15 protein-coding genes are annotated in these 16,979 nt (G+C 64.1%); 11 read left to right on the forward strand and 4 right to left on the reverse strand.

Features of this window, described 5'->3' with window-relative positions; genetic code table 11:
• Nucleotides 1-9 precede the first annotated feature (9 nt).
• Nucleotides 10-1,275, reverse strand: a complete 1,266-nt coding sequence (locus tag SLT36_RS05025; RefSeq protein WP_432286151.1) for an AGE family epimerase/isomerase — start codon at nt 1,273-1,275, stop codon at nt 10-12.
• 225 nt (nt 1,276-1,500) lie between these two features.
• Here SLT36_RS05025 and SLT36_RS05030 point away from each other — a divergent pair, with 225 nt between their 5' ends.
• Nucleotides 1,501-2,595: a fatty acid desaturase gene (locus SLT36_RS05030; protein WP_432286152.1), complete on the forward strand. Its 1,095-nt coding sequence runs from the start codon at nt 1,501-1,503 to the stop codon at nt 2,593-2,595.
• Between the two features lie 277 nt (nt 2,596-2,872).
• Here SLT36_RS05030 and SLT36_RS05035 read toward each other — a convergent pair whose 3' ends face one another.
• Both SLT36_RS05035 and SLT36_RS05040 read right to left on the reverse strand, forming a co-directional pair.
• Nucleotides 2,873-3,808, reverse strand: a complete 936-nt coding sequence (locus SLT36_RS05035; RefSeq protein WP_432288246.1) for an Lnb N-terminal periplasmic domain-containing protein — start codon at nt 3,806-3,808, stop codon at nt 2,873-2,875.
• A gap of 178 nt (nt 3,809-3,986) precedes the next feature.
• Entirely contained in the window at nt 3,987-4,877 is an 891-nt protein-coding gene (locus SLT36_RS05040; RefSeq protein WP_115730255.1) for a LysR family transcriptional regulator, read from the reverse strand.
• A 130-nt stretch (nt 4,878-5,007) separates the two neighbouring features.
• Here SLT36_RS05040 and SLT36_RS05045 point away from each other — a divergent pair, with 130 nt between their 5' ends.
• From SLT36_RS05045 to SLT36_RS05075, 7 genes are all read left to right on the forward strand, one after another.
• Complete coding sequence (locus SLT36_RS05045) at nt 5,008-5,634, forward strand: RraA family protein (RefSeq protein WP_432286153.1); 627 nt, start codon at nt 5,008-5,010, stop codon at nt 5,632-5,634.
• Nucleotides 5,635-5,681: 47 nt separating this feature from the next.
• A complete protein-coding gene (locus SLT36_RS05050; RefSeq protein ID WP_432286154.1) occupies nt 5,682-7,208 on the forward strand; it encodes an ABC transporter substrate-binding protein in 1,527 nt (508 codons plus the stop codon).
• Nucleotides 7,209-7,280: 72 nt separating this feature from the next.
• Nucleotides 7,281-8,198 (forward strand): ABC transporter permease, encoded by a 918-nt coding sequence (locus SLT36_RS05055; RefSeq protein WP_432286155.1) that lies wholly within the window; start codon nt 7,281-7,283, stop codon nt 8,196-8,198.
• Nucleotide 8,199: 1 nt separating this feature from the next.
• Nucleotides 8,200-9,099: an ABC transporter permease gene (locus tag SLT36_RS05060; protein WP_432288248.1), complete on the forward strand. Its 900-nt coding sequence runs from the start codon at nt 8,200-8,202 to the stop codon at nt 9,097-9,099.
• Nucleotides 9,100-9,101: 2 nt separating this feature from the next.
• On the forward strand, nt 9,102-10,736 hold the full coding sequence (locus SLT36_RS05065; RefSeq protein WP_432286156.1) for an ABC transporter ATP-binding protein: 1,635 nt from the start codon (nt 9,102-9,104) through the stop codon (nt 10,734-10,736).
• Nucleotide 10,737: 1 nt separating this feature from the next.
• Nucleotides 10,738-11,322 (forward strand): chromate transporter, encoded by a 585-nt coding sequence (locus SLT36_RS05070; protein WP_432286157.1) that lies wholly within the window; start codon nt 10,738-10,740, stop codon nt 11,320-11,322.
• Between the two features lie 3 nt (nt 11,323-11,325).
• On the forward strand, nt 11,326-11,865 hold the full coding sequence (locus tag SLT36_RS05075) for a chromate transporter (protein ID WP_432286158.1): 540 nt from the start codon (nt 11,326-11,328) through the stop codon (nt 11,863-11,865).
• A 56-nt stretch (nt 11,866-11,921) separates the two neighbouring features.
• Here SLT36_RS05075 and SLT36_RS05080 read toward each other — a convergent pair whose 3' ends face one another.
• Entirely contained in the window at nt 11,922-12,647 is a 726-nt protein-coding gene (locus tag SLT36_RS05080; protein ID WP_432286159.1) for a hypothetical protein, read from the reverse strand.
• A gap of 245 nt (nt 12,648-12,892) precedes the next feature.
• On the opposite strand from SLT36_RS05080, the gene SLT36_RS05085 reads away from it, so the two are divergent.
• From SLT36_RS05085 to SLT36_RS05095, 3 genes are read left to right on the forward strand one after another with little or no spacing between them, the layout of a single operon-like run.
• Nucleotides 12,893-14,791 (forward strand): sigma-54-dependent Fis family transcriptional regulator, encoded by a 1,899-nt coding sequence (locus tag SLT36_RS05085; RefSeq protein WP_432288249.1) that lies wholly within the window; start codon nt 12,893-12,895, stop codon nt 14,789-14,791.
• 11 nt (nt 14,792-14,802) lie between these two features.
• Nucleotides 14,803-15,066, forward strand: coding sequence for a hypothetical protein (locus tag SLT36_RS05090; RefSeq protein ID WP_432286160.1), 264 nt, complete (start codon nt 14,803-14,805; stop codon nt 15,064-15,066).
• Nucleotides 15,067-15,095: 29 nt separating this feature from the next.
• Nucleotides 15,096-16,898 carry an NAD(P)/FAD-dependent oxidoreductase gene (locus tag SLT36_RS05095; protein ID WP_432286161.1) on the forward strand — a complete coding sequence of 601 codons (1,803 nt, stop codon included), beginning with the start codon at nt 15,096-15,098 and terminating at the stop codon, nt 16,896-16,898.
• Nucleotides 16,899-16,979 lie beyond the last annotated feature (81 nt).

Consider the following 16,979-nt stretch of genomic DNA (forward strand, 5'->3'; position numbering starts at 1 on the left):
CCGATCTTGCTAGAGGCGGATGCCTGTCTGCAGCAAGCCGCGGGTGATGCTGCCCGAGGTCGGCAGCAGCGGGATCAGGCAGGCCTGGAGCGCGTGGTAGATGTCGGGCTTGCCGCAGAACGGGCCGGCATTGGGCTTGAGGTCGTCGTCGAGCTGGGCGTGCCAGCCGCCATTGGCGCGGTCGATGAAGCGGCTGGCGCAGAAGCTCCAGATACGGCGGTACCAGGCCTCGTAGGCAGCGTCGACGCCGATGGCGTTGAGTACGGACGCGGCACCGATCGCCTCGCAGCACGGCCACCAGTAGCGGTCCCTGATCCGGGCCGAGCCGTCCCATTCGAGCGTGTAATAGAAGCCGCCCTTGGCGGCGTCCCAACCGTCTGCCGTCGCTTGGCCGAACAGGTTCCTTGCCGCGTCCGGCAGCCAGGCATGCTTGCGGCCACCGAGCTCCCACAATTGCAGCAGCAGCCGCGCCCATTCGAGCGAATGGCCAGGCGTCGTGCCATAAGGGCGGAACATCGGGTCGCCGGAGTACTCGCGGTCGAGCTTCCATTCCGCGGTGAAATGCTCGGGCAGGCGCCAACCGGCGGCAGCCGAATGGCGGCGGATGATCAGGTCGGCGATGCGCTCGGCCATGGTGAGATAGGTGCTGTCGCCAGTCGCCTCGAAGGCGGCCATCAGCGCCTCTGTGAGGTGCATGTTGGAGTTCTGGCCGCGATAGCTGTCGAGCGGCTGCCAGTCGCGGCTGAACTCTTCCGCCACCGCGCCATGCGCCTCTTCCCAGAATTTTTCAGACAGGATTGTCGAGATGTCGGTCAGCAGGCGGTCGGCGTCGGGGTGTCCGGCGACCTTGGCGCTGGAGGCGGCAAGCAGGACGAAAGCATGGCCATAGGCCTGCTTGGTGTCGTTGGTCGGACCGTCATAACCGACGCCCCAGAAATAGCCGCCATTGGCTGTGTCGCGATGGCCGTTCCAGAGGAATTCCATGCCGTGGTCGACGAGCACGTCGGCGCCGGGGCGTCCCATCAGATGGGCAATCGAGAAACAGTGCACCATGCGTGTGGTGACGTGGATCTGTCGGCCGGCGAAGCGGCCGGGGACGGCGCCCGGTGCGAGCGGGTGGCCATGATCGTCGAGGTCGTGGAAGCCGCCGAGCGGATTGAGGCTCTGGCGCTCGAAGAAGGAGAACAGCGCGTCGGCCTGCTGCAGCAGCCACAAGCGATGGCTTGGAAGCGTGGTCCATTTGGCCGAGCCGGCGGAAATTTCCAAAGAAGCCATGGATAGGAGTTCCCTGCGGCGGCTGGCCGCGCCTCGATGATTTCCCCGACCTAAGACGTAATGGCCCGCGCACTCAACAGGAAAACGCCATGATTTGCGTCCAGCGGTGCATAGACGCTGGATACGGCTAATATGCCACGGTGGTGCCACTAGCCATGGCGCGTGCCGCGCATTATGGACAAATGGCGCGCTTGACCGAGTTGGCAGCGAGATTTCGGGGACTAAATGACGAAATTGATGTCGTCCAAGGCGGACGACCTGCCCAAAGGGTCTGCCCAGGGTGCGGATCATGCGGCTGAAAAGGCGCTCGTTCGCCGGCTAGCCTCGCATTGCAACCGCTTTCGCGACCCCGACGACCGCCGCGCGGCGTTCGAACTGGCGGTGACGCTGATACCTTTCCTGGTGATGGGCGCCACGCTTGTCTGGCTCGCAACCTATGCCGGCCCGCTGCTCGGCGGCTGGCGCTGGCTGCTGATGGTGGCGTTGGCGCCGGTCTGTGCCTCGTTCCTGGTGCGGCTGTTTGCCATCCAGCATGACTGCGGCCACGGCTCGTTCACCAGTTCGCGTATGGCCAACAAGACCATCGGCCGGGCGCTGAGCGTCTTCACCTTCACGCCCTACACGCTATGGCAGAAGGCGCATGCCGTGCACCATGGCGGCTCGGGCAATCTCGACAAACGCGGCATCGGCGACATCGATACGCGCACGGTTGCCGAATATGAGGCGATGACCACCAGCCAGCGGCTGATGTATCGCATCTATCGCAACCCGATCATCCTGATCGTCATCGGCGTGCCGATCTACTTTCTGATCATGCACCGGCTGCCCTACAACGACGCCATTCCGCGCGTCGAGGCATGGCGCAGCGCCGGCGGCCTCAACCTGGCGCTGGTGCTGGTCTATGGCGGCCTCGTGCTCTTGGCCGGCTGGGCGGTGATGCTGGCGGTTCTGCCCGTCGTGGTGATGGGCGCCTGGGCCGGCGGCTGGCTGTTCTACGTCCAGCACCAGTTCGAAGAGACGCGCTGGGATGCGGGCGACGCCTGGGACCTGCATGTCGCGGCCTTTGGCGGCAGCTCGTGGTATGCCTTGCCCGCTGTGGCGCAGTGGATCACTGGCTCGATCGGCCTGCACCACATCCACCATCTGTGCAGCCGCGTGCCGTTCTATCGCCTGCAGGCCTGCTTCGACAGCAATGCCGAGCTTCGCGATGCCAGCCAGACGGTCAGGCTGACCTTCTGGAAGAGCGTCGGCTGCATCAATCTCGCGCTGTGGTGCGAGGACCGCCGGCGGCTGGTGACGTTCGCCGAAGCCAGGGTGTAGTTACCTACAGGTCCAATGTGACAGCCTGCTACGGCAGAACGCGGCGGCGTCGGCAAACGTCTGTCTTCTCTGCTACAGGGCGGGCAGGCCTGCTGCCGCCATGCACGACGCGTGTGCTTGGCCGCTTTCTTTGCCTTGCCTTGCCTTACTAGGTGACGCGCCAGCAGGCTAAGCTGGTCAAGCGGCAGCTCGGTCTTTGGCCGCCGATGCGCGGCATCAGAACCTGACGCGCAAGGTCGGCGATTTCCGGGTGCGCATGATTTTCCAACGTCCATGCCTATCGCGCTTGAAGCGGCGACGGCACCCCTTCGCGGATGAGACGCGAGAAATCGGCGGTCAGTCCGGTCGCCAGCGCGCGTTCGGCGATGTGGGCGCGGTTGCGCAGTTCCTGCACCGAGAGGCGGCTGTCGAGCGCGCCGCGGTCATAGGCGTATTCAGGCAGGTAGCCATTGACGATCAGGCGCCAGTCGAACGGCGTCACGTCGCCAACGGCGCGCATCATCTTGAAGATGACGGTGGTGCAGTTGGTGGTGATCGAGTTGTAGAAGCGCGGCGTTGCGGCCAGCGCATTGGCATCCGCGACATAACCGAGCAGCAGTGCCCGGGCGGCGGCAGGCGAGACGTTGAGGCGATAGAGCTGGACGTCCTCGCCGCGGACATTCGAGCGGACGCCGACGACATCGCGCTCGTCCGCGGCAACAATGACCAGCGGGTTGGCCTTGAACAGGTCGGCGATCGGCGAGAACTGGCCGCCATTCTGCCGCCGCACTTCGACCGACCAGGCAAGCTGATCGCCGCCTTCGAAGCCGAAGCTCATGATGACATGGGCCATCTCGGGCCCCGCCCAGTAGGACATGAACAGGTCGAGCGTCTTGAGCTTGCCGAGATCGTAGCTGCGTGTCGTCCAGTGCTCGCTGAAGTCGCTGTTGCTGCGCCACTCGAAGTCGCGGACATCTGTCAGGGTCAGCATGTCGCCGTCGCGGATGCCTGTGACCTGCCTGGCGACGTCGGGCGCGAATTCGGCATGGTTGGACGGAACGATGGTATTCCACCACATCAGCACCGCAGCGAAGCCGATGGCGAACAGTGCCAGCCCATGCAGGCGCCAGGGCGTGAACAGGGCGATGGCGGCTGCGATGCCGAGCAGGACGAACAAGCCTGCGGCCAGTCCCCTGGCGATGTCAGGCGCCGGCAACCGATACCAAAGCGCCATCGCTGCCCAGGCGGTGGTGAGCGCGATGGCGATGACAAGGACGATGGCCGAAACGATCAAGCCCACACTGCGCACTGCCAACTCCGGTCGGGTTCATTTCGATGCTCACGCCGAGATCGCAGATCGGCTGCCCCGCGGCAAGGCGGCATCGGCACGCCATTGGCGATTTGCGCGGCACCTATTGCAGCCGGAAATCGCAGATTTCGGCGCTTAGGGCCGCGACTTCCTCGCAGAACTGCACATGGTAATCGTTCCTGAAGGTGGCGAAGTATTCGAGATTGGGCAGTTCCATCTCGGTGCGCACGACGCACAGCCGGCCATCGGCGACCATATTCCTGAAGAAGGCGTGCGGCAGGATGGTGACGCCCATGCCATGGGCCGCCAAGTGAGCCAGCGCCACCATGTTGTTGCAGGAAATCGTCCGCTTGAACGGCAGGTTCGGGTTGTCGATGACGCTGTGCAGGATCGGCCGCAGGATCGAGCCGGTCGTCTGGATCAGCAATGGATGCTTGGTGAGATCGCTCAACGTCGCATTGTCCTTGCCGCCCAACAGCTTCGGGCTGCACATCCACACAAGCTCGATGGCGCCAAGCGGCGTGCTGACGAATTGCGGCTCCTGGATGACGCGCGGGCAGATGACGAAGTCGAGGCGGCGGTCGACCAGGCGCTCGAGCAGGGAGGCAGTGAGGTCGATCTCGGGTTCGAGCGTGATCATCGGATAGCGGTCGAGAATGCCGGACAACAGTTCGGGCAGCCATGACAGCGCGACGAGATCGGTGACGCCGAGGCGAAAGCGGAATGACGGAACCGACGATTTCTTTGCCAGTGAGTTCAGGCGATCGTTCAGGCGCAGCATCTGCTCGGCGATTGCACGGATCTCTTCGCCCTTGGTCGTCAGGACCGGCTTGCGCCCGGTACGATGGAACAGCGGCGTCGAAAACCTGGCCTCCAGTTCGCCGATGCGCTTGGAGATCGTCGACTGGACCATGTTCAGATAGTCGGCAGCGGCCTCGAAACTGCCCAACGTGCTGACCCAGTAGAGCGCTTCCATCTGCTTGATCGTGAACATGAATTCCTCCTGATATGAAGAATAGCGATGCCTTCCGATGCATTAATATCGCTTTTCTTCAGGAAGTGACACTCCTATCCCTTTGATGACTGGAGGCCGCTGGTCCGCGGTCACCAAGGGAGGAGCTATCATGACCGTCACCGAACTGCCGTCCGCAGCACCCGTTGCGGACGATCTGCTGAAGCAATACGCCAATGTCGCGACATCGATCGTCAGCGACAATCTGGATCGTCTGCCTGGCGCGGTCGGCCTGTTGCCCTTTCATGCCGGCGGTCATCTGGTCGGCACGGCGCTGACGGTGCGGACGCGTCGTGGCGACAATCTCGCCATCCATGCGGCGCTGCGCATTGCACGTCCCGGCGACGTCATCGTCGTCGATGGCGGCGGCGACACCAGCCAGGCGCTGATCGGCGAGATCATTCTGGCCCATGCCGAATCCCTTGGTGTCGCCGGCTTCGTCATCGATGGAGCCATCCGTGATGTCGCAGCCATCAGGGCCAGCAAGCTGCCTTGTTATGCCCGCGGCGTCACTCATCGCGGGCCCTACAAGAACGGTCCCGGCGCGATCAATGTCGACGTTGCCGTCGGCGGCCTCGTCGTCCATCCGGGCGACCTCATCGTCGGCGACGAGGACGGCGTCGTCGCCCTGTCGTCCAAGGTGGCGGCCGACATCCTGCCCGGCATCCGTGCCCAGGAAGAGAAGGAACGGCTGAAGCTGGAGGGCTTCAGATCGGGCGCCCGACTTCGCGCGGTCTAGCGGCGACGGACTTCACAAAATCAACTAGAACTCGGGAGGAGTTTGAAATGAACGCATTCAGGAAAACCGTACTGGGGCTTTCGACGGCGCTGTTTCTGTCGCCCTTGTCGGCGGCCATGGCCCAGTCGGGCGACGCCGTGACCATCGTGCTGCCGGGCGGGCCCGACCGGCTCGATCCGTGCGAGACGCCGCGCTCGGTCATTGGCCGCATCATCAAGCAGAATGTCGTCGAGACGCTGGTCGAGCTGGACTATGCCAAGCAGACGACGATTCCGCGCCTCGCCGAAAGCTGGGAGCAGACCTCGCCGACGACCTGGCGCTTCAACCTGCGCAAGGGCGTCAAGTTCCACGACGGCACGCCGTTCGATGCGGCCTCGGTGGTTTATTCGCTCGAGCGCACGCTCGATCCAAAGCTGACCTGCATCACCCGCACCAAATATTTCGGCGGCGTCGACATCACTGCCAAGGCGATCGACGAGAGCACTGTCGAGTTCACGACCAAGACGCCGATGCCGATCCTGCCGACGCTGCTGGCGCAGCTGGCGATCGCATCGGCGAAGACGCCGAAGGGCGAATACACGACCGAGCCGATCGGCACCGGCCCCTATGACTTCGTCAGCTGGACCCAGGGCGAGAACGTCAAGATCAAGCGTTTCGACGGCTATTGGGGCGAAAAGCCGAAGATCGAAGACGCCACCTATGTCTGGCGCAGCGAATCCTCGGTCGCGGCCGCGATGGTGGAAACCGGCGAGGCCGACCTGGCCTTCTCGATCGCGCCGCAGGATGCGACCAATCCGGAGACGGACAAGGTCTACCCGAACTCCGACAGTGCGATGTTCCGTCTCTCCGCCGACATTCCGCCGCTCAACGACATTCGCGTGCGCAAGGCCTTAAACCTGGCGATCGACCGCAAGGCATTCCTCGGCAGCGTCATCAGCGACAAGGCGGAACTCGCCACCCAGCAGGTCGGCCCGAGCGTGCTCGGCCACAACCCGAACCTCGTGCCGTGGCCCTATGACCCGGAACAGGCCAAGGCGCTGCTCGCCGAGGCAAAGGCCGCGGGCGTGCCCGTCGACACCGAGATCCGCATGATCGGCCGCCCCGGCATGTTCGCCAACTCGAACGAGTTCGTCGAGGCGGCCGCCGAGATGCTGCGCGCCGTAGGCTTCAAGATCAAGCTCGACAATCTCGAGATGACACAGTGGCTGGAGGCGGCCAACAAGCCGTTCGCCGCCGGTCGCCAGGCCAACGCGCTTTTGACAATGCATGACAACAACAGCGGCGACGCCCAGTTCACCGCGTTCTTCAAGTATCACAGCGACGGCCGCCAGAGCGAAATCCACGACGCCAAGGTGGACAAGCTGATCACTGACGCCGGCATGGCCTCGGGCGAGGAACGCGCCAAGCTCTACCAGGAGACCTTCCGCTACATCTACGAGGACCTGGTCGCCGACGCGCCGCTGTTCCACATGGTCAACTACATGCGGGTCGGCAAGCGCCTCGACTTCACACCGACAATTGCCAACGCGGTCGAGCTGCAGCTTGCCAAGCTGGTCGTCAAGTCACCGTCGTAACGCTGGAACGGCGCCGGCCGATCGCCGGCGCCGCCCTCCCGTGTCAACCATGTCCGGCGGAGGAGGCGGAGAATGGGCAATTTCATCTTCAGGCGATCGTTGCAGAGCGTGCTGTCGCTGGCGCTGCTGATCATCCTCGTCTTCTTTCTGGCCAGGTTCACCGGCTCGCCTGCAGACCTCTATCTGCCGCTCGACGCCACCGAGGAGATGCGCGACCAGTTCAACCAGCGCTTCGGATTCGACGATCCGGTCTATGTCCAGTTCTTCCGTTTCCTGGGCGGCCTGCTGCAGTTCGATCTCGGCGAGTCGATCCAGTATTCGAAGCCGGCCGTCGAGGTCGTGCTGCATGCCTTCCCGACGACCCTGATGCTGGCGGCGATCACCATGCCGATCGTCATCGCGGTCGCCATCGTCACCGGTTCGCTCGCTGCCTTTCGTCCAGGCGGACTGTTCGACCGCATCGCCAGCCTGATCTCGCTGATCGGCGCCAGCACGCCGAACTTCTGGGTGGCGATCGTCGGCGTGATCGTCTTCGCCGTCTGGCTTCGCGTGTTGCCGACCTCAGGAACCGGCACGCCCTGGCACTGGGTCCTGCCGATCGCCGTTCTGTGTCTCAGGCCGACTGGCGTTCTGGTACAGGTGGTGCGCTCGTCGATGATCACCGCGCTGTCTTCGGCCTACGTCAAGACGGCGCGGGCCAAAGGGGTGCGCGCCAGGGCCATCGTCTTCGTTCACGCGCTGCGCAACGCGCTGCTGCCTGTCATCACGGTCGCCAGCGACCAGGCCGCCGGCATCGTCAACGGGGCGGTCATCGTCGAAACGGTGTTCGGTTTCCCCGGCATCGGCAAGCTGATGATCGATTCCGTGCTCCTGCGCGACTTTGCCGTCATCCAGGCGGCAGTGCTGGTCACGGCACTTGCCGTCTTCATCATCAACATCGTTGTGGACATCACCTATGCGCTCGTCGATCCACGCATCCGGCACAGCTGAGATGGCCAGGCCCGCACAGGCAGCTCCGTCGGCACTCCGCGACATCGCCTCGAGCCTGTTGCGCGACAAGGTCGCCCTGGTCTCGGCTGCTTTCCTGACCATCGTCCTGGTCTGCGTTGCACTGGGGCCGACGCTGCTCGCCGACCAGGCTCGCGCCATGAACCTGATGCAGCGCAACGCAGCACCGTTCTCGTTCGATCGGCCATGGCTCTACATCCTCGGCGCCGACGCGCTCGGACGCTCGGTTCTCGCCCGCATCATCGTGGCGAGCCAGAACACCATTCTGATCGCCGGAACGGCGGTGCTGACCTCGCTGGTGGTCGGCGGCGCGCTCGGCCTCGTCGCCGGCTTCAAGGAGGGCGCCGTCAGCGCGATCTTGTTGCGCCTGGCGGACGCGATCATGAGCTTTCCGTCGCTTCTGCTCGCCGTCATCGTTCTGTTCGTGTTCGAGCCCGGCGTCGCCAACGTCATCCTGGTGCTCGCCATCTCGCGCGTGCCGATCTTCCTGCGCACGGTCCGCGCCGAGGTGCTCGAGCTGAAGGAACGGCTGTTCGTCACCTCGGCGCGCGCCATGGGCGCTTCGACATGGCGCATCCTGTTCCGCCATGTCGCGCCGATGGTGCTGCCGACGGTCATCAATCTCGCGGCGCTGGAAATGGCCTTCGTCATGCTCGTCGAATCCGGCCTGAGCTTCCTCGGCATCGGCATCCAGCCGCCCGAGATCACCTGGGGCCTGATGGTCTCGGACGGGCGCAATTACATCGGCTCGGCCTGGTGGGTGGCGTTCTGGCCCGGCCTGGCGATCATGCTCGTCACCATGTCGCTCAATCTGTTCTCGAACTGGCTCCGCGTCGTGACCGATCCGGTCGAACGCTGGCGCCTGCAAACCTCGGCGGAATGACAATGTCAGAACCCAGCCTTCTGCAGGTCAAGAACCTCAGCATCCAGTTCCCGACGCGCAAGGGCATCGTGCATGCCGTCAACGACGTCAGCTGGACTGTCGACAGGGGCGAAACGCTGGCCATCCTCGGCGAAAGCGGTTCCGGCAAGAGTGTCAGCGCCTCTGCGGTGATGAACCTCGTCGACACGCCGCCGGCGATGATCTCGTCCGGGCAGATTCTCTTCCGTGGCCAGGACCTGCTGAAGGCTTCTGCCGAGGACCGGCGCCTGGTCAACGGCAAGAGCATCTCGATGATCTTCCAGGACCCGCTCGCCGCGCTCAACCCGGTATACCCGATCGGCTGGCAGATCGCCGAGACGATGCGCGTGCACGGCATCGACGCCGACACGGCGCGGCGACGCGCCATCGACCTGCTCGGCCGCGTCGGCATATCGGATCCGGAGCGGCGCGCGCGCGACTATCCGCACCAGTTCTCGGGCGGCCAGCGCCAACGCATCATGATCGCCTCGGCGATCGCGCTGCAGCCCGACCTTCTGATCGCCGACGAGCCGACAAGCGCGCTCGACGTCACCGTGCAGGCGCAGGTGCTGGACCTGATGAAGGAGCTGCAGCGTGACAGCGGCATGGGCATGGTGATCATCACCCATGATCTCGGCGTCGTCGAAAAGGTGGCCGACAAGGTCGTCGTCATGCAGGGCGGGCGCATCGTCGAAGCAGGACCTGTGGCCAAGGTGCTATCGCAGCCGAGCCATCCCTATACCCAGCGCCTGCTCGACGCGGTGCCGGGGCGCCATGGCTTCAGCGTCAACGAGGCAGCCGAGGCGGGACCGACGCCGCTGCTCGAGGTGCGCAATGTCTCCAAGGTCTATTTCGGCCGCCCCAAGCTGTTTTCCAGCGCGCCGCAGCCGCAGGTCAAGGCGGTCGACGACGCGAGCTTCAAGCTGTCGCGCGGTACGACGCTTGGCATCGTCGGCGAATCCGGCTCCGGCAAGTCGACGCTGGCGCGCATGCTGCTTGGGCTCGACACACCCACGGCGGGATCGATCGACTTCGACGGCAAGGACCTGCTCAAGTTGTCGCAGGCCGAGACCTTCAAGGTTCGGCGTCGCATGCAATTCGTGTTCCAGGACCCGACCGCTTCGCTCAATCCGCGCATGACCATTCAGCAGATCGTGTCGGAACCGTGGGCGATCCATGCGGGCGTGCTGCCGAGGCAGCAATGGCGTGAGCGTGTCGCCGAACTGCTCGAGAAGGTCGGGTTGCTGCCGGACCATGCCGAGCGCTACCCGCACCAGTTCTCCGGCGGCCAACGGCAGCGCATCGCCATCGCCCGCTCACTGGCGCTGCAGCCGGAGCTGATCGTCTGCGACGAGGCGGTGTCGGCGCTCGACGTCTCGATCCAGGCGCAGATCATCGACCTGCTCAAGGAACTGCGCCGCGACATGGGGCTGTCCTACATCTTCATTGCCCACGATCTCGCGCTGGTCCGCGACTTCGCCACCTCGGTCATCGTCATGTACCAGGGCAAGATCGTCGAGCAGGGCCCGACCGAGCAGGTCTACGGCGACCCGCAGCACGATTACACCAGGCGACTTTTGGCGGCGAGCGAAGTGCAGCCGGGCGCGCTGGCGGCCTGAGATGACGTCGATTCCCGATCCGGTTGTAGAGCCGCAGCTGTTGAACGCAATGCGGCCTGCCCCAGGCCTGGGCGCGCTGTTCCTCGCCTGCCTGAAGATCGGGCTGCTGAGCTTCGGCGGCGGGTTGTCGGGTTGGCTCTACCAGGAATTCGTCTTGCGCCACGGTTGGATCAGCGACGAGGATTTCGCCAGCTCGCTGGCGATCTCGCAGATGCTGCCCGGCGCCAATGTCGTCAACCTGGTCATCTGCATGGGCGACGAGCTGCGCGGCCTGGCCGGCAGCGTCGCCTGCGTGCTCGGCTTCCTCGTCGGCCCGTTCTTCGCCGTGATCGCGCTGAGCGCCGTGTTCGACGCGCTGCCGGATGTCACGATGCTGGAGGCGGCGTCCAATGGCGTGGCCTATGCCGCGCTCGGCCTGCTGCTGGTGATCTGCTTCAAGGGCGCCCAGCGCGCCATGAAGTTTCCCCCAAGCTTGGTCGTGATTGCCGTAGTCGCCATCGCCGTCGGGCTGATGAAGCTGCCGCTGATCCCCGTCGTCCTTGTCGTGGCACCAGTCAGCGTTGCCCTGGCCTGGCGCAGGAGCTGAGCGATGCGCGACGACGATCTCCTCACGCTGATCGCCGTCTTCGTGCCGTTTTCGCTTTTGTCGATCGGCGGCGGCTCGGCGATCATCGCCGGCATCCAGCATGAATCCGTCGCGGTGCACAGCTGGATCAGCAGCCGCGAATTCATCGACCTGTTCGCCATCTCGCGTGCGGCACCCGGGCCGGGCACTATGCTGGCAACGCTTATCGGCTGGAAGGTCGCCGGCTGGTGGGGGGCGCTGGTCGCCACCATGGCCCTGTTCCTTCCATCGTCATTGCTCTGCTACGGCGTCATCAAGGTGTCCAACGCCCACAAGGCAAAGCGGTGGCACAAGGCAATGCGCGAAGGCCTGGCGCCGGTTGGCGTCGGGCTGGTCATCGCCGGCGTCATTTCCATCTTCCGGCTCGCCGGAGGTGGGCTTTCGGCACTTGTGATCACGGTTACGTCCGCGATCGTCTTGATCTGGATTCCGCGATTTCCAACGCTCGGCGTACTGGTGCTGGGGGCGGCCACGACAATGGCGATCTACAGCCTGGACGTCTGAACCATCCGACACACGTCAATCGCTACCGGTCAGTGCGCTTCGCCGATGGCGGTTGTTCAGTTCATGCCCACGACGGGTTCAAATGCTTCGCCCCGCCTCAAGCGCTCAAGCTGTGCAAGAACAGACGCGTATCCCACCCGCCTTGTCCATAAGGCAACTTCAGCCTTTGCGGACGCATAATTGTAGGTCAACTGCGCGGAATCCGGAACGTAGAAGTCTCCGGCGGACTGCAGTGCCCTGACGGACTTCGTTTCGGCGTTTGCTCCGCCCGCAATGTCGTACTCGGGCCTGAAATCAACCTGCATGGCGAGGCCTTCATCAAACCATGTCGGCAACTCGGTGAACTTGGCCAGGACGCCGACGCGGTCGACGATTTCGGCATGCATCAGTTCATGCGCGACGACGTCCACGTTTCGCCCGTTGGGTCCGATCAGAACACAGGTTCTGGTGCCAATGACGTGGGTGCTGCCATAGTCGTTGAGCCGGAATGGCCAAAAGCTTGCCGCGCTGTTGAAGAAGACGACTATCGGGGCCGATCGAGGTTCGCCGAAAGTGTCCCCGATCCTGTCTTTGCTGTCGACCAGAAGCTGCTGGGTGACCGCAGCTTGACCTGTGTCGAAAGCATGGGACCCCACCAGCGTCCCGTCTTCCAGCCGGGTCAAAGGCAAGAAGTTGACGGAGGCACAAACCGCAATGCCGGGGTTCGTGGCAGCAAATGCCGTTACCCCAAGGCCAAAGGCGAATACCAACGCAACAGGAATTGTCGAAATTCTGAAGTGCAAGATCGGCTCCATTTCGTGGAATTGGCGATCAGATCTCTTCATTGACAAAACTTGTCACGAAAACCCCGATCAGGGAAACAGTTCTAACCCGAATGCTGTGGCAGACCTAGTTCATGATTACGGCAGGGTCGCACTCCGGGATCGCGAGCATCGACTGCCTGCTTTACATTGCCGGGATGCCATGCAGTCATGTGGCATCAGGAGGAAATGGGAGGCGGTGCGTTGGGAGGCGTGCTGCAGTGCCGATGTTTTCGCATTCCGACCATATTCGCGAGATCGAAAGCGTCAGCCTCGGTGCCTCGACGGGGCGTGACGAGCAGGTGGTCAAGTCGTGGCTGCGTTGCATCGAGCAACATCGTCTCGACCCCACCCAGGTATGCGAGGCCTATATCCTGCCCGATGGCGAACTGCGCGCGCATCGCCAGCAATCCGAGGAGCTGATCGCCATTGCCCGCTCGGGCCTCGAAAACCTGTTCCGGCAGGTGGCGGGCCAGAACTACGTCCTGCTGCTGTCCGACCGCAAGGGCGTGACGGTCGAGTTTCTGGGCGACCCGCTGTTCGACAACAATCTGCGCAAGGCCGGCCTGTATCTCGGCTCCGAGTGGTCGGAGGCGCGCGCCGGAACCTGCGCCGTCGGCGCCTGCCTGGAGGCGGGTGAGGCCCTGACGATCCACCAGACCGACCATTTCGACAACACGCACACGCCGCTGTCCTGTACCGCCGCGCCGGTCTACGATACCAGTGGCGATCTTGCCGCCGTGCTCGACATCTCCCTGTTGAGCTCGCCGATCCGCAAGACCAGCCAGAACCTTGCGCTGCATCTGGTCGCCGCCACCGTGCGCCGCATCGAGCTGGCCAATCTGATGGCCCAGACCCGGGACGAATGGGTGCTGCGCTTTGCCCGCTCGCCGGAGTTCCTCGACGTCGACCCGGAGGCGGCGATTTCCATCGATGGCGCGGGCCGCATCATCGGCATGACCCATGGCGGCGCCAAGATACTGGCGCGCTCTGTCGGACTCGACTGGCGCCAGCCGGACGGGCTGATCGGTCAGCCGATCGCGCGATTCTTCGACATGGAGATCGACGACCTGCCGGATCTCACCCGGCGGCGGCCGACTCAGGATCGCCTGGTCTTCGCACGCGACGGCAACGCGCTGTTTGCCCACGCCATCGAGCCGCACCACAAGGTGCAGGCGCCGGTGCTGGCACGCGAGCAGATCCCGGTGTCGCTGCGTGGCCTGAGCGGCGGCGATCCGCAGATGGCGACCCTCCAGGCGAAGGCGGCGAAGCTGGCCGGCAAGCCGCTGCCGATCCTGCTCCAGGGCGAAACCGGCACCGGCAAGGAATATCTCGCCAAGGCGATCCATGACGGTGCTGCCGTCAAGGGCAAGTTCGTCGCCATCAACTGCGCCGCGATCCCGGAGCAACTGATCGAAAGCGAGTTGTTCGGCCACCTGCCGGGCGCCTTCACCGGTGCTTCCGCGAAGGGGCGTAAGGGCCTGATAGAGGAGGCCGACGGCGGCACACTGTTCCTCGACGAGATTGGCGACATGCCGCTTTCACTGCAGAGCCGTTTCCTGCGAGTCCTGGCCGAACGGGAGGTGCTGCCGGTGGGCGCTGCGCGGCCAAAGCCAGTGAACCTCAAGGTCATCTCGGCCTCGCACCGAGACCTCGGCTTGCTGGTGCGGGAGGGACGCTTCCGCGAGGATCTTTACTACCGCCTGAATGCGGCGACACTATCGATCCCGCCACTGCGCGAGCGCCGCGACTTCGACTGGCTGCTCGAGACGGTCGTAGCCCGCCACCGGCCGGTCGGCGAGGGACTCGCAGTCTCGCCGGCGGCACTCCTGGCGTTGCGCGCCCATGGCTGGCTGGGCAACATCCGTGAGCTCGACAATGTGATTGCCGTTGCGGCAGCGCTTTGCCAGGACGGCGTGATCGAACCCGGCGACCTGCCGGAGACGCTGACATCGGCGGCAGCGGTCGCCGTGCGGCTCGATGACGCCAGTGCCGGACCGGCGGCGCTGAAAGCGATGCTCGGGGCCTGCGGCTGGAACATTTCCGAGACCGCTCGCCGCATGGGCGTCGACCGCTCCACCATCCACCGCCAGATCAAGCGCTACGGCCTGACCGCGCTCAACTGAGCTGTTGCGGCTTGCCGCTGCAACAGCTGTGGCGTGCGCCACGTCTGCTGCAACAGGTCGTGCCTGCCTCTTCCCTGGAAACCAAGCTTTTCCCTGAAGCCGGCGACTTGGCACGGCACTTGCTGTCCTTGGATCGACTGGGATCGGAGGAAGCCATGTCGAACAGCCGGGGCCGCGACGTCCTGCTGAAAGCTGCGGAACGGCCTGTGACGATCATTCGTCCCGTCGGCCGAACCGCCCGTGATCGCGCCCGGCGGCGCGTTCTCGCCAATTGAACAATCATCGGCAATTCGGAGGAAAACACATGCTCGACGACAGCCCACAGACCAAGATCGACACCGTTCTCGCCAAGCTGGAAAAGGCACTCGCCGGCGGAAATGTCGAAGCAGCAGTAAACCTGTTCCAAGCAGACTGTTACTGGCGTGACCTGGTGACGTTTACCTGGAACCTCAAGACAATGGAGGGCCACGACCAGATCCGCGACATGTTGAAGAGCCAGCTGGCATCGATCAAGCCGGGGCGCTTCCGCCAGGACGAAAAGGAGCTTGCCAGCCAGAATGACGGCATCACCGATGGCTGGTTCGAGTTCGAGACTGCAGTGGCGCGCGGCTATGGCCACGTCAGGCTCAAGAACGGTCTCATCTGGACGCTGCTGACGACGATGAGCGAGCTGAAGGGTCACGAAGAGCCCAAGGGCCTGCTGCGTCCGATGGGTGCCGAACATGGCAGCGACGCCGGCCGCCGGACGTGGAAGGAAAAGCGCGAGGCGGAAGCCGCAGAACTCGGCTTCTCCGAGCAGCCTTATGTCGTCATCATTGGCGGCGGCCAGGGCGGCATCGCGCTGGGCGCCCGACTGCGGCAGCTCGGCGTGCCCACCATCATCGTCGAACGCAACGAGCGGCCGGGCGACAGCTGGCGCAAGCGCTACAAGTCGCTCTGCCTGCACGATCCGGTCTGGTACGATCACCTGCCCTACATTCCGTTCCCCGAGAACTGGCCGGTCTTTGCGCCGAAGGACAAGATCGGCGACTGGCTGGAGATGTACACCAAGGTGATGGAGCTCAACTACTGGAGCTCGACCAGTTGCAAGTCCGCCAGCTATGACGAGGCCACGCGCGAGTGGACGGTCGTGGTCGAGCGCGACGGACGGGAGATCGTGCTGAAGCCTAAGCAGCTGGTGCTGGCGACGGGGATGTCGGGCAAGGCGAATGTTCCCAAGTTCAAGGGACAGGACGTCTTCAAGGGCGAGCAGCAGCATTCCTCCCAGCATCCGGGGCCCGATGCCTACCGGGGCAAGAAGGTTGTCGTTGTCGGCTCCAACAACTCGGCGCACGACATCTGCGCGGCCCTCTGGGAGGGTGGCGCCGACGTCACCATGCTGCAGCGGTCCTCGACCCACATCGTCAAGTCGGACTCGCTGATGGAGATCGGGCTCGGCGATCTCTATTCCGAGCGCGCGGTCGCTGCCGGCATGACGACACGTAAGGCGGACCTGATCTTCGCCTCGTTGCCCTATCGTATCATGCACGAGTTCCAGGTGCCGATTTACAACAAGATCCGCGAGAAGGACGCCGCCTTCTACGAGCGGCTGGAGAAGGCCGGCTTCATGCTCGACTTCGGAGACGACGAGTCCGGCCTGTTCATGAAGTACCTCCGGCGCGGCTCCGGCTACTACATCGACGTCGGCGCCTGCGAGCTGGTTGCCGATGGCCGGATCAAGCTGGTCAGCGGTGTCGGCGTCGAGAAGCTGACGGAGACCTCGATCGTGCTCGAAGACGGGCGCGAGCTGGAAGCCGACCTCATCGTCTATGCCACCGGCTATGGCTCGATGAACGGCTGGGCCGCCGACCTGATCAACCAGGACGTCGCCGACAAGGTCGGCAAGTGCTGGGGGCTGGGCTCGAGCACGACCAAGGATCCCGGGCCGTGGGAAGGCGAACAGCGCAACATGTGGAAGCCGACCCGGCAGGACGCGCTGTGGTTCCATGGCGGCAACCTGCACCAGTCCAGGCATTATTCGCAGTATCTGTCGCTGCAGCTCAAGGCGCGCAAGGAAGGGATCGCAACCGACGTCTACGGGTTGCAGGAGGTCCATCACAAGTCCTGATGTCAAACCACGCGGCCGGCGGGCGTTGGCTCCGCCGGCCGGCATCCGCATACGTCTAAGGGCTACTTGACCCGATTTCGG

The sequence above is a fragment of the Aminobacter sp. BA135 genome, assembly GCF_050859125.1.
GTDB lineage: Bacteria > Pseudomonadota > Alphaproteobacteria > Rhizobiales > Rhizobiaceae > Aminobacter > Aminobacter ciceronei.